The 13,980-nt window shown below is 40.2% G+C and carries 12 protein-coding genes; 3 read left to right on the plus strand and 9 right to left on the minus strand.

What is annotated here, in order from left to right; translation table 11 throughout:
• Window positions 1–43: 43 nt before the first annotated feature.
• From BACHE_RS04425 to BACHE_RS04450, 8 genes are all read right to left on the minus strand, one after another.
• Window positions 44–1,222: a TolC family protein gene (locus tag BACHE_RS04425; RefSeq protein WP_013546510.1), complete on the minus strand. Its 1,179-nt coding sequence runs from the start codon at window positions 1,220–1,222 to the stop codon at window positions 44–46.
• Window positions 1,219–4,356, minus strand: a complete 3,138-nt coding sequence (locus BACHE_RS04430; RefSeq protein ID WP_013546511.1) for an efflux RND transporter permease subunit — start codon at window positions 4,354–4,356, stop codon at window positions 1,219–1,221. The genes BACHE_RS04425 and BACHE_RS04430 overlap by 4 nt, the downstream gene beginning before the upstream one ends.
• 25 nt (window positions 4,357–4,381) lie before the next feature.
• Entirely contained in the window at window positions 4,382–5,524 is a 1,143-nt protein-coding gene (locus BACHE_RS04435; RefSeq protein ID WP_013546512.1) for an efflux RND transporter periplasmic adaptor subunit, read from the minus strand.
• Window positions 5,525–5,536: 12 nt separating this feature from the next.
• The gene (locus tag BACHE_RS04440; RefSeq protein ID WP_245530915.1) at window positions 5,537–6,193 is read right to left on the minus strand and encodes a phosphatase PAP2 family protein; all 657 of its coding nucleotides are present in this window, start codon (window positions 6,191–6,193) and stop codon (window positions 5,537–5,539) included.
• A gap of 222 nt (window positions 6,194–6,415) precedes the next feature.
• Window positions 6,416–6,823: a DUF6769 family protein gene (locus tag BACHE_RS17270; protein WP_013546515.1), complete on the minus strand. Its 408-nt coding sequence runs from the start codon at window positions 6,821–6,823 to the stop codon at window positions 6,416–6,418.
• A 59-nt stretch (window positions 6,824–6,882) separates the two neighbouring features.
• On the minus strand, window positions 6,883–7,773 hold the full coding sequence (locus tag BACHE_RS04445) for a cation diffusion facilitator family transporter (protein WP_013546516.1): 891 nt from the start codon (window positions 7,771–7,773) through the stop codon (window positions 6,883–6,885).
• 5 nt (window positions 7,774–7,778) lie between these two features.
• Window positions 7,779–8,201, minus strand: a complete 423-nt coding sequence (locus BACHE_RS16860) for a Fur family transcriptional regulator (protein ID WP_013546517.1) — start codon at window positions 8,199–8,201, stop codon at window positions 7,779–7,781.
• Window positions 8,202–8,529: 328 nt separating this feature from the next.
• On the minus strand, window positions 8,530–9,420 hold the full coding sequence (locus BACHE_RS04450; RefSeq protein WP_013546518.1) for a helix-turn-helix domain-containing protein: 891 nt from the start codon (window positions 9,418–9,420) through the stop codon (window positions 8,530–8,532).
• Window positions 9,421–9,545: 125 nt separating this feature from the next.
• Between BACHE_RS04450 and BACHE_RS04455 the strand changes: the two genes are divergently transcribed.
• The 3 genes from BACHE_RS04455 to BACHE_RS04465 are packed head-to-tail and all read left to right on the plus strand — an operon-like array spanning window position 9,546 to window position 12,785.
• On the plus strand, window positions 9,546–10,574 hold the full coding sequence (locus BACHE_RS04455; protein WP_013546519.1) for an alpha/beta hydrolase: 1,029 nt from the start codon (window positions 9,546–9,548) through the stop codon (window positions 10,572–10,574).
• Window positions 10,575–10,578: 4 nt separating this feature from the next.
• The gene (locus tag BACHE_RS04460; protein ID WP_013546520.1) at window positions 10,579–11,949 is read left to right on the plus strand and encodes an MFS transporter; all 1,371 of its coding nucleotides are present in this window, start codon (window positions 10,579–10,581) and stop codon (window positions 11,947–11,949) included.
• Window positions 11,937–12,785, plus strand: a complete 849-nt coding sequence (locus tag BACHE_RS04465) for an aldo/keto reductase (RefSeq protein ID WP_013546521.1) — start codon at window positions 11,937–11,939, stop codon at window positions 12,783–12,785. The genes BACHE_RS04460 and BACHE_RS04465 overlap by 13 nt, the downstream gene beginning before the upstream one ends.
• 230 nt (window positions 12,786–13,015) lie before the next feature.
• Here the strand turns inward: BACHE_RS04465 and BACHE_RS04470 are convergent, their stop codons facing one another.
• Window positions 13,016–13,969 carry an arginase family protein gene (locus BACHE_RS04470; RefSeq protein ID WP_013546523.1) on the minus strand — a complete coding sequence of 318 codons (954 nt, stop codon included), beginning with the start codon at window positions 13,967–13,969 and terminating at the stop codon, window positions 13,016–13,018.
• Window positions 13,970–13,980 lie beyond the last annotated feature (11 nt).

The raw sequence follows: 13,980 nt of genomic DNA on the forward strand, positions 1-13,980 counted from the left end.
CTTGCATTATTTTGTTTCAAAAATCTTCTACCTCGGCGATTCATCACAGTTCAACTGCAGATAGCTCAGCGAATGCTTTTTGATAATCACGTTCTGCGGCTAACGCCTTATCTACAGAATCGTAATAAAGCCCGGCCTGTATCATATAGTCCAAAACAGAGATTTCACCGGCATCAAGTGCCTTTTTAAGTAGTTGGCTATTGTTTGCATCCAGCAGCGAACGTCTATAAGTCTTAGCAGCTTCCTGTAACCCTGCTGCTCGCTGATACAAGATTTCCAGTTGGTTGTAAAACTGGGTTGTTGCATCTGCCCGGCGTGCTTCTGCTGCCACTACCGCAGCTTTGGCTTGTTTGACTTTGTTCTTGTTACTCCACAATGGGATAGATACGCCAACCGAAACGCCTTGATACCGTTGTCCCATTGTTTTTTCGCTCATGTAACCGATGGAAAAAGAAGGTAAATTCATCGCTTTGTTCAAGGACAGTTGTTTCTTATTCAATTCTATGTCACTTTTCACATAAGCTAACACCGGATTTTTGCTTTCCGCTACGCTATACCAACTATTGAAATCAGTAGGTAGGCTTAGGCTCTCAAAATCATCATTTTCAACAGAAACGATAACGCCACCATTAAGCCTGGTCAGTTGGGAGGCTGTTGCATTCCGTTCCGTTTCAATTCGCTGTATCTCCGCTTCAATTTTTGAGAGGTTCAGACGCACATTGTTATATTCAAGAACATTCCCTTCTCCTTTATCCAATCTCTTTTTTTGGCTCGAAGCAATGGATTCGGCATGAGATTTCCGTATCATCAGCTCTTTGAGCAAACCATTGTAATAGATTAAATCGAGTAGATATTGCTTGGCTTCGAGCAGAATGTTCATGCGGTCGGCTTGATACTGCCATTCCACCCTGTCATTTTGTTGATCAGCCAGTCGGTTTTTCATTCCGGATATAGTGGCGATGTCGAATGATTGTTTAATATTGATGTCTTTCCGGCTTCCTATCGAAGATGGATTTCCCCATAAATAGTTGAATCCGATTTCAGGGGCAGACAGGAATATCCCTGTCTTGTTCCCCAATTTATTGGAATTTGCCGTTTCACGCAAGGCTTTGAGAGTCGTATTGTTCTGCTCTACAGCCGAAAGAACTTCACTTATATTGTTCTGGGCAAATAGCGGACTTATCGCTATGACTGCCATGATAATAATCAGTATCTTTTTCATCCTTCAATTTCTTTTATTTCATTATCCGTTATGACATTCTTTACAATTTGCTTGTTTGCTATCAAATACATGATAGGTATTATAAATCCGTTCAGCAAAGTAGAGGTGAACAATCCTCCCAAAATAACCTTTGCCATGGGGCTTTGAATTTCATTGCCCGGTAAGTCTCCGCCTATAACCATCGGAATCAAAGCCAGTGCCGAAGTGAGTGCAGTCATCAAAATAGGATTCAAACGGTCGGCTGAACCATGCAACACACTTTCCAAAGGTGAAAATCCTTCGGCTTGCAGGTCATTGTAACGTGCTATGAGCAACATACCGTTTCGGGTAGCGATACCAAACAGGGAAATGAAACCGATAATAGCAGGAATACTGATTACTCCGTTCGTCATCCATATTGCATAGACTCCTCCAATCAAAGCCAAAGGAAGATTCAGCAAGATAACAGATGATTGCATGACACTGCGGAACTGGTTAAACAGCAACATGAATATCACCAAGATGGAAAATATGGAAGTAACAAGCAAAGTACGTGAAGCAGCTTGTTCGCTCTCAAACTGTCCGCCATATTCCACACGATAACCTTCCGGCAGAGTTACTTCTGCATCTACTTTTTGCTGTATATCTTTTACAACACCCAGCAAATCACGTCCGGCGACATTGGCGGATATGACAATTTTGCGTGCCACATTTTCACGATTAATCGTGTTCGGACCTACCGAAGACGTTACATCAGCAATATTGCTTAACGGTATTTTCCGCCCTTTGGCATCCATTATCAAGTTCTTTATCCTTTTTGCAGACTCTCGACTTTCGTCATTCACCTTCAAAGTCAAGTCAAACGATTGATTACCCTCATATACTTGTGATACGGGTTCTCCGGCAAGCAATACACTTACCATCTCACCAAATTCGGGCATAGTGATACCATATTTCCCCAACATCTCACGTTTCGGTTCAATCTTCAGTTGGGGACGTTCCACCTGTTGTTCCACATTCAAGTCGGCAATACCCTCCACATCTTCTATGGATTGTTTTATCTGATTGCCGATAGTAAACATCTTGTTCAAGTCCGTACCGAACAATTTGATGGCAATGCTGGCACGTGTACCTGAAAGCATGGCATCGATACGGTGAGTAATCGGAGCACCTACTTCAATATTCACACCGGGTATATCTTTCAATTTATTGCGTACATCTGCCAATACTTCATCTTTTGAACGGTCTTCAAGAATAAACGGCGCTTCGATTTCGGAGTTATTTACCCCCAAGGCATGTTCATCCAATTCGGCACGTCCTGTTTTTCTTCCTACCGTTTTGATTTCAGGAATGGACAATAACGCTTTTTCTGCTTTTCGTCCTATCTGGTCGGATTCTTCTAATGAAATACCGGGTAGTGTACTGATGCTTACCGTGAAGGAACCTTCGTTGAAAGGCGGTAGGAAACTGCGTCCTAAAGTGGAAAACACAATAAGCGCACTGACCAATGCCGCACCTGTAACACCCAGCACCCATTTACGATGGTCGATGGACCATTCCAAAGCCACCGTATATATGCCTTTCAGTTTACGTGCAATGAGAGGTTCTTTTTCCTCCTTGTTCTCATTATCCCCTTTCAGCTTGCGCTTACCCAATAAATAGCTGCATAAAACAGGAGTTAGTGTCAACGCAACAACCGTAGATGAGCAAAGAGCCACGATAAAGGCAATGCCAAGCGGTGCAAGCATACGTCCTTCCATGCCTGATAAGAAGAACAACGGAACAAAACTGGCTACAATGATAAGCGTGGAGTTTAAGATAGGCATACGAACCTCACGGGAAGCGTCATATATCACATCCATCACTTTGCGCCTTTCTCCTTTACGCAAGTTATGGTTCTCGCGCAACCGCTTGTACACATTCTCCACATCGACAATGGCATCATCTACCAAAGAACCGATAGCAATGCACATACCGCCTAAGCTCATGGTGTTGATTGTAAGCCCCATCAACTTTAGAGCAAGAATGGAGGCGACCAATGCCAATGGAATAGTTACCAAAGAAATGACGGTAGTACGTGCATTCATCAGGAAAATGAAAAGAACGATTACGACGAAGATACCCCCTTCAAGGAGCGACTGCTTCACGTTATCGATGGAGCTTTCGATAAATCGGGATTGACGATAAACATCCGTATTCATCTTTACATCCGTTGGTAGTGTCTTCTGAACTTCAGCTAATGCATCATCCAATTGTTTCGTTAAATCCAAAGTGCTGGTATTCGGCTGTTTCGTAATGGTCATCACCACAGACGGCTTGCCATTATAAGAAGCCAATCCCATTTTGGGGGCACGATTTCCAATCTTTACTTCTGCCACAGCATCCAGATATATAGGAACATCATTTACGCTTTTTATTAGCGATTTTGATAATTTTTCAATCTGGTTGGTCGAGAGCATTCCCCGTATGATATATTCATTTCCGTATTCATACAGAATACCTCCTGCCGTATTCTGATTCATGTTTTGTACGGCAGCATAAACTTCATTTAAGCCTATCCCGTAATGTTTCATTTTATCCGGGTTGAGCAATAGCTGATACTCCTTGATTTCTCCTCCCATTACGGTAACTTGAGCTACACCACCTGTTGCCAATATCCGCGGACGAATATTCCAATCGGCAATCGTGCGAAGCTGCTGCATGGAGGTACTATCAGCCGTGAGTTCCACAAACATCAGTTCACCCAAAATGGATGATTGAGGTCCCAACGTGGGATTACCTACATTTTGGGGTAATGCATCTTTTACCACAGCCAGTTTCTCCGAAACAATCTGACGGGCTTTGTATATATCCGTACCCCAATTAAATTCAACCCATACAATGGAAAATCCGGTAGTTGACGAAGAGCGTACACGGCGTACATCGGTAGCACCATTTACGGCTGTCTCCACTGGAAAAGAGACCAATCGTTCCACCTCCTCCGGAGCCATACCTTTGGCTTCGGTCATGACAACAACGGTAGGTGCATTCAAATCCGGAAATACATCGACTTCCATGTTGGTAGCCGTGTAAGTTCCACCCAACATAAGCAGGATGGATGCCACCAATACCAAAAGTCGGTTATTCAATGAGAATTTTATGATTTTATTCAGCATGATTCTTCTTGATTTTAAGGGTTAATTAATGGTTGTGACCTTCAGGAACGGCTGATGACGATGCTGCCAACTTAACTTGATAAGCACCTTTCACGACTACCTTGTCGCCTAATGTCAAACCTTTTATTATCTCTATTCTTTCACCGTTGTCTTGCCCGATTACCACTTCTTTCTTAAGGAAGGCTTCTTTTTCGTCTTTCACCTGAACATATACATAATATACACCTTGCTCTTCGGTCAAGGCACTCATAGGCACAGACATCACATTTTTCTTTGGTTGGGCAAGTAAATATACTTCGGCAAATGAACCGGCTACAAAATCGCCCACATTATCAAACTCGAATGTAACAGGCAGGTAAAAGGAATTTGTATCCGAAGTCTTGCCGTAAGAGAGAAGTTTACCGTTCAAGTCAGACAGTTTGTATGTCTTATCATCTGATGCAGCTTTGAAGTTAGCACTGTTTACATTCTTTAGATACCTGAAACTCTTTTCGGGTACTTCTGCACGGAGTTGTAATCTGCGGTTTTGGGTAACGGTGACAATCGGATCACCGACAGACACAAAATCACCTTGTTTCACCAAACGGTTTTTGATAAATCCACTGATTGGTGATGACACGTTCACGCCATTGGCAGTTATATTGGTTGCCTGTCCTTGATAAGCTGCTTTTGCAGTTTCATAACGCAGGCGCACCTGTTCAAACTCTTTCGCAGAGATAATCTTATCAGCAACCAATCCTTCGGAACGCCGATACTCCCTTTCTGCTGTTTCGTAAGCAATTCTTGCTTTCTGTGTAGGGTCACCATCTTGCAATTTCTTGGCAGAAATAATAACAATGGATTGTCCTGCACCAACGGAAGCTCCGTCTGTAATGGATGAATTGGAAAAGGATATGATACCGTTTGCTGTGGCAACAACCGTTTGTTCGTCACCTAATGGAGATCGTATTTGCCCACTTACCTTGATGACATTCATAAATTCGCCCGATTTCACAGTTTCGAGTTCCATTCCGGCTTCGTCAGCCTGTTTTTGTGTGAAAACGATTTCATCGGCATGTTTTTCTTCTTTCACTTCATCGTTGTGTTCGTTTGTTGAAACGTTACAACCTACTAAAGAGATAGAAGTTGCTATAAATAGGATAGCTATAATATTGTTACTTACTTTCATTTTTTGCTGTTATTAAAATTGTTTTGATATTGAAATTCCTCCTTGTTGTCCGTTGTAATAAGGATATACAGAAAAAGCAGTTCCACTTTTATCTGCTTTTCTTCTTGAAGACAGTTTCAGTTTTGCTTTCGGATAAAGATGATAAGCGAGTTTGGTACACAATATTCCTAATCCTGCACCGAAAATCACATCTCCCGCCCAATGCTTGTTGTTGTAAATACGAAATGCTCCTGTGCCCGTTGCAATAGCATATCCACCGATTCCATACCAGATAGATACGTCTTTATACTCCTGCCAAAGAAATTCTGCTCCCATAAAGGCAACAGCGGTGTGACCGGAAGGAAAAGAATTGTGTGCAGACTTGTCCGGACGTTGTTCACGGACAGTATATTTAAGGGTATTAACCGAGATTCCTGTAAGAAGCCCTGCCAATCCTAAAATCATCGTTCTGTCCTTGAAGTTGTGACGACCGCGTACACCTGACAAATTCAGCAGATAAACACTTGCCGCAGGTACATACTGGGTATAGTCATCTATTCTGAATTTTACGGGCTTATGCGTAATCACTTCGTGACCTACTGCATAATTCAACAATCTGTATTTGGGGTAAAGCGATGCTTCGAGCGTTCCGTAAGCCATCAGAGACAAAGGAACAATCAATTGTTTCATTGTCAATTCAGACTTTGAAAAGTCGGAAGGCAAACTGTTTTTTATTTGAATATCCTTACTTGTATAACTTTGGGAGAGCAACGGCAAAGGAAGGAATAGTGCCATTAGCACCATCACTTGCTTTATTACCATATTGAACTAAATATTCCCTGTAGCGTGTCAAAGACATACTACCTGTTAACAATGATTGTATTCAAAGACATACTTCTTGATATTGAAGTATCAGGAATGAAAATGAGGAGGGGCTCTTAAAGAAGTGACACCTCTACCAATCGGTGATTTATACGAAATCGTATATCTGTCATAAAGAGGACTCTCCTGCCGATAGACATCAACGAACAATTCGTTATAAGTAAAGATTAGAAGAGGAAACAGATGAACTGCACTCCAATCATGGTGGATACCTGATTTGACGTTTAATGACTGGATGTTTTTTACACACAATGAATTATCCTTAGAGTCATTATCGGCAGGATGTGCCGTATGTTCATCATTATAAGTATTGTCTGAAATGCAGCGTTCCACAACCATACATTCCACATCTTTATGGTGATGATGCGGAACAAAGGGCATAATCAGTATCATTAATACCGACAATGACAAAAGGATTATGTTCGCTGCTCTTTTCATTTATTTCTTAATTATGCTGCAAATGTAAGGGAAATCTTTTGCAATCCGGTTGCAAAGTGCTATATCAGTATTTCTTTGTCACAGTTTGTTGCACAAATGACTTTACTGTTTTCAAATTCGACTGTGGTGTGTACAATGTGGTATTTATTGGCAGTTGCTACTATTTGCGCCTTTATAGCTATTGTGTCGGCTTCATCGGTAACAACGTGCAAGGTCATTACATGAGATTCTCCGTCAAGACTCCAAAGGTGGAGGTCATGAATAGATGCAATTCCTTTTATACTGTTTATTTTAGATGTAAGTTCAACTAAAGGGACATCATCGGGAATTGCCTGAAGAAAGATTTTAAAGACGCTTCTAATATTCCTATAAACATTACTCAATACCCAAATGCTTATCCCAATGGAAAGCAACGAGTCTAAGGCAGGTACATAGATAAAAAGCATCACAACACTAACAATCAACACGCCAACCCATCCCAATACGTCTTCCATAATATGGAGATATACCGCACGTTCATTCAATGACGTTCCTCGTTTTACACGAAAAGCCGCTGCACCGTTGATGATTATCCCGAAGACAGCCATCCATAGCATACCTTGTGCACTGACATCCTGCGGTGCTGCAATACGCTTGGCGGCTTCTATCAGTACAAAAACAGAACTGACAGTCAGCACCCCTGAAAGGAATATGCTGCCAAGCAAAGAGAAGCGTTTGTAGCCATAAGAATACTTTTTGTCGCGAACTTGTGTTGATTTCTTTTGTAGAAACCATGCCGTAGCTAACGAAAGACAATCGCCAAAATCATGCAAGGCATCAGTAAGGATAGCGATGCTATTAGTTAATATACCTCCGATGAGTTCTACAATAACAAAAAAAGCATTCAAGAAGAAAGCAATGGAAATATTCTTTTCCGCATTGTTGAGGCTGTGTGCATGATTATGTCCCATGATTATTAGTGTTTAGATGCACACTTGGCGCAAATTCCTTTTATTACGAAATTGACTTCTCTGATTATATAGGCTTCAGGAACGAGTATATCAGGTATTCGACAACTGTCGAGGCAAAAGGTCTTGTTACAAATCTCGCAATGGAAATGGGCATGAGCTTCTTCTTCCCGGCAACTGCCATGATTGTGGCACAGGCAGTATTTCATGAAACCGCTGCCGTCATTGATACTGTGTATCAAGTGATGCTCATGAAACAGAGTCAATGCCCGGAAGATGCTTGATTTGTCAATGGTCGGCAGTTGGTCTTCCAAGTCTGCCAAACTGAATGTATCCTTCAGCTCAGAGATGGCTTTATATACTAATATCCGAATGGAAGTGGGGCGGATAGCCGCTTTCGCAATAATATCACTGCTTTCTTTCGTTGTCATTATAACTCAACTTTAATTATGTTATTGCAAAAGTAGATAAAAGTTTCTGCAATCCGGTTGCAAATAGAGCAAACATCTTATCTTTGAACCCAAGTACAAGGATGAGATGCCATTTTCTCTTTTTTATTCGTCCAATACAGAGATTTTGAGTAATTCTGTATGTTTTTCTTATCGCCTTATTTTAAAGGCTTTGGGAGGAATGAGCGTTTTTGAGGTAACGATTTGGCAACTGTGCTTATTGCTGCGCTCTGCTTTGAAATGCTTTCAAATAACTCTTATCGGATGCAAATGTAGTAGAATCTTTGAAATTATATAAATGTTTTGTGGATTATCTTTCACGAAAAGCCAATGGAGTGTATCCTGTTTGTTTTTTTAACCAAGAAGTAAAATGCTGTGGATACTGAAAACCGAGCATGTTGGCAATCTCGTTTATGGTCTTACCCGAAGATAGAAGTAGGGTTGTAGCTGTGTCAAGTGTTTTGCGTTGAATATGCTTTGAGGCTGAGATGCCGGTACTCTTTTTTATCAAATCGCTGAAATAATTAGTGGACAAACACAATTTATCCGCAAAATATTGAACTGTAGGAAGCCCCTGATTAGATTGTTTATTTGCGAAATAATCATTCAACAACCTTTCAAAGCGAACAAGGATGTCTTGCATTTCTACCTTACGGGTTTCAAATTGTCTATTATAAAAACGAGTACTATAATCCAATATTAATTTGATATAATCCACAATTGTAGTCGTACTCATTTCGTCTTGATGATGCAGTTCGTATTCAATCTTATTAAGACAATCAATCAAAATTAGCTTTTCTGATTCTTGCAAGTGCAATGCTTCGTTTGTATCGTAAGCAAAAAATGTATATTTAGAGAGAAGGTCTGCTATGGGTGTGTCTTTCACTAAATCTGGGTGAAAAATTAAGCAATAGCCATCCACTTGATGATATTTTCCATCATCTTCGCTTCCTGCTACTTGTCCCGGAGCAAAGAATACAAGCGTTCCATCTTGATAATCATAAGTATTGCGTCCATATTGTAATTCTGTATATTTAGTACCCTTTAGATAAATGGCATAATACCCGAATAGGCGGCGTAGGCCACTGAAAAGGATTGGCGGCAGTTTTGAGAAATCAATGACATTGACCAGCGGATGCAAGATTTCAGCACCCACCATACTACAATAATCCTCGATTTGATTTGCTTTTATTGTTCCCATACTGCAAAGTTAATGGCTTTTTAATTAGTGGAATAGGAAAAACAATGATTTTCGTAGTTTATTCAGTTTTTTTTGTATCTGCATGGATTTAGATTCAGGCTAATTTTGCACTCAAAAAGAAAAAGATGAAAAAAAATAGTTTGTCAATCGTATTGTTGTGTATGCTTTTCGGTAGTTTATCTGCTCAAGAAACAAACAGTTCTTTAATTATCAAAGAGCAAGGCAGTTATTTTGTTGGAGGTAGTTTGACTACGAACAAAAATGGTTCTGTATTTCACGGAGACCATGGATATGTTTATTATCAGATGCCTATCCATCCCCACAAACTTCCTATTGTGCTTTTACACGGCATCTATCAATCCTCCAAGACGTGGGAAAGCACTCCCGATGGACGAGAAGGTTTTCAAAACATCTTCCTTAAAAAAGGATTTTCTGTTTACAACATGACCCAACCACGACGTGGCAATGCAGGTCGCACGGTTGAATGCAAAAATACAGAACCCGTGTATGATGAACAAGATTGGTACACCAAGTGGCGAATAGGTATTTATCCCAATTATTTTGAGAATGTGCAATTTCCGCGTGACAAAGAGAGTATGAATCAATTTTTGAGACAAATTACTCCCGATACAGGACCCTTGGATTTTGAAATTAATGCGAATGCCATAGCTGCCTTATTCGATAAATTGGAGGGGGCTGTTCTGATAGCACACTCCCAAGGAGTAATGCATGCATGGAAAACTATTCCGAAAACCAAAAACATAAAGGCTCTGATAGGATTAGAAGGTGGTGGTTTCTTTTCATTTCCTACAGATGAGCCGTCGCCACAGACTGATGCTGAGGAAGGTATTGAATATATTCGAGTACAGACCGATACATTTGAAACATTCACAAAAATACCAATCCTGCTTATCTATGGTGATAACATTCCAACGGAACATTCCTCCATACCGGAACTTGATATTTGGCGAATACGCTTAAAGTTAGCCAAGCAATGGGCTGCAACGGTAAACAGACGAGGTGGTGATGTCACAATTATTCACCTTCCCGAAAAGGGCATTTATGGTAATACTCATTTTCTTATGTCCGACTTGAACAATAAGAAGATAGCCGAAATCATTTATCAGTGGTTGAAAACAAAGAAGTTATTGTAATTAGATGAAAAAGAATAAGATATTCATTCTCACGGTAATTCTGCTAAGCTATTTTGTCACGGCAATGGATGGTGCAGTAGTAATCACAGGGTTGGAAAAAATAGCAAAGGAACTTTCTTTAAGTCAAGTTTCTTTGTCTTGGGTGACAAATGCCTATGTGCTGGCATGGGGCGGATTTATGTTGTTCGGAGGGAAACTAAGCGATACTTTAGGACGGAAACAGGCTTTAAATCTGTCGCTGGTGATTTTTGGCATAAGTTCGGCATTGGCAGGATTGGCATCTTCTGCTGACATTCTGATATTCGCAAGATTCTTGCAAGGAATGTCTGCCGCAGTACTTGCACCCACCTCTTTAGCTCTGATAATTGACCATTTTGAAGGTCAAGAACGGGTGAAAGCCATCGCGTGGTATAGTTCCATTTCAGGATTGGGCATGAGTATTGGACTTATTGTAGGAGGTGCTTTAGCGGATTTCTTTTCTTGGCGCTATGGTTTCTTTATCAATATTCCGATTGTTTGCTTTATGCTTATGGTTTCTTTCATGGAACTTGACAATAAGACGCATGATGCAGGAACTCGTTCTCACTTAGATATAACTGGGACAATATTGTCTGTGGTCTGTATCTTTTCATTTGTATATGCCATCAATGGTACTAAACAATTAGTATTTTGGATTGCTGTTTCTGCTTTGTCGTTAGCTACATTTATTGGAGTAGAAAAGCATAGTCAGCATCCTGTGATGCCGCTTTGGCTGTTTAACTCTACAAGAACAAGAGCCAACATTTCACGAATTTTGTTTTCGGGTTCTATGATGGGATTTTATTTCTTCATTTCTCAGTACTTGCAAGAGGTGTTTCATCTTTCACCTTTGTGGGTAGGTATAGCATTCTTCCCACTTACCCTATCTACATTCGTTGCAGCAGTGGTAGTGCCGACATTCATTCATCGATTTGGAAACAGTCACGTTCTTTTTTCGGGTTTGGTAATAATGCTTATTGGATTTGGACTGATTGTTTATTTAGGAGGAGAAAGTTCGTATCTTATAGGTATATCTGTGCCCATGTTGCTGCTTGGTATAGGACAGGGATTCGCAATGAGCCCACTTACTAATGCAGGAATTATGGGCGTAACTCCCAATAATGCAGGTGTCGCATCTGGATTGGTCAATGCAGCTCATCAGATAGGATGCTCAATCGGATTATCTTTAATGGTCACGGCAAGTAATGGTCTTTCAAATGCCGTTTCCGTTTGCCACACGGCAATGATTGTCGCTTTTATTTTTATTCTCATTGCTTTATTTGTAATGTTTGGAAGAGCCAAATACGCAAGAAAAATAGTATTAACAACAATAAATAAGAAATTATGGAATATATAACTTTAAGTAATGATGTGCAAATGCCCATTCTCGGTTTTGGTGTATATCAAATCGAAACAACAGAGTGTGAACGTTGTGTAGAGGATGCTTTTGATGTCGGTTATCGACTGATTGACACAGCAGCGGCATATATGAACGAGGCGGCTGTCGGTCGTGCGATAAAGAATAGTGGAATAAAGCGTGAAGAGCTCTTTATCACAACAAAACTATGGCTGCAAGATGCTGGATATGATTCTGCAAAAACAGCATTCTATCGCTCATTGGACCGATTAGGATTGGATTATCTTGACCTCTATCTTGTACATAAGCCCCTTGGCGATTATTATGGAGCATGGCGTGCGCTTGAAGACCTCTATCGAAAAGGATTGATTCGTGCCATTGGTGTGTGCAACTTCTATCCAGACCGCTTGGTGGATTTGTGCTGCAATGCCAAAATAAAGCCAATGATTAATCAGATGGAAACTCATGTTTTTTGGCAGCATAATGGCTACCAGCAGATAATGAACCAATATGATGTTGCTTTGCAATCTTGGGGCACATTCGTGGAGGGGCGCAATGGGTTCTTCAATAACAGCCTGTTGAAATCAATTGGTGATAAACATGGGAAATCTGTCGCACAAGTAGCCTTACGATGGCTTATTCAGCGTGGCATAGTTTGTATTCCGAAATCACTTCATAGAGAACGCATGGAACAAAATTTTGATGTATTTGATTTTAGTTTGTCTGATGAAGAAATGAATGAAATTAAAAAACTTGATACACATCACACCTTGTTTTATTCTCATTACGATTATGAGAAAGTAGAATTATTGAATCATATTCGATATGATATATAAAAAGGTAAATGAATGAAAGCAGTAAGAATATTATAGATTTGGCGACGGTCATGATTTCTGCGGTTTGCTGTGCCTTGCTTAGCTGTCAAATAACTCTTTTCAGCCACAAAGGTAATACAATTTTTAGAAATAGGAAGTTTCTGTTAAAGCTCTAAATGCAAATACAGAAAAAATCTCAATTCTATATGTTATGTAATGACATACAGAATTGAGATTTGCGAGTATTCAACTTACTCTTCAAACATTTTAATGGCTCTCAACATATTTCTTAGATTGATTGCTATTCTTGGCATTGGCTCTGCTACAGTCAATGCGTCAATTTGAGCATGAGCATGAATATCATTGATAATTCTAACAACTTCAGACATCTTCAAGCCATTATTTACAACACCGACCGCCGGAATTATTTCAGAAGGGTCTAACACATCCATATCAAAGTGAATAAGAATATGCTTTGCTCCTGTTTGTTTTATCCAATTCAGCACAGCTTTACTATCGACCTTCACTTCTTGAACTGTTAGATTTTTCATTCCATATTCTCTTTGGCGTACTTTAATTTCATCACGTTCCCAATCGCGTAGCCCTACAAATAGGATATTTGATGGAGCTATGCTGGTGGGCAATGAAGAAAGGATTTTATTATCGCCTTTTCCCATGAGGGCAGTAACAGCCATAGCATGGTATCCAGGATAAGCTTCTCCAGGAAGCGTAATGTCTGGATGTGCATCAATCCACACTACGGCAACATCATTTTTATATTTATCTGCAAGAAAAGTAAATGGAGCAACACTTACAGAGCATTCTCCACCAAGAGTTATGATTCGGTCTGGCTTTTCTATCTTTAGCATTTCAACGGCTACACTTGTTTGTTGTGCAATTATATCACGGTCATAAACACCATCCTGCACTTTGCGTTCGCCTATTTCTGTCGATATAGGTATAGTTATTTTTTTCTGTGCAGGATTTTGAGGAGCCAATACTTCCAACAATTGTGCCCCAAGCATATAGCCCAATGAAGCATCATCTGGATTCTTGACTTCCGTAATCAACGAAGAAACGTTGCCCCCTTGCCATTGAGGATAAATCAATCTTACTGTTTTTCCCATTCTTTCTTGATTGTTTTGTGCATTTACAATTGTCAACGCAACAAGTGCCCATGCGATGGTTAATAGATATTTTTTCATTCTTTTATTTG

Origin of the sequence: Bacteroides helcogenes P 36-108 (assembly GCF_000186225.1) — a bacterium.
In the GTDB taxonomy this organism is placed as follows: Bacteria; Bacteroidota; Bacteroidia; order Bacteroidales; family Bacteroidaceae; genus Bacteroides; species Bacteroides helcogenes.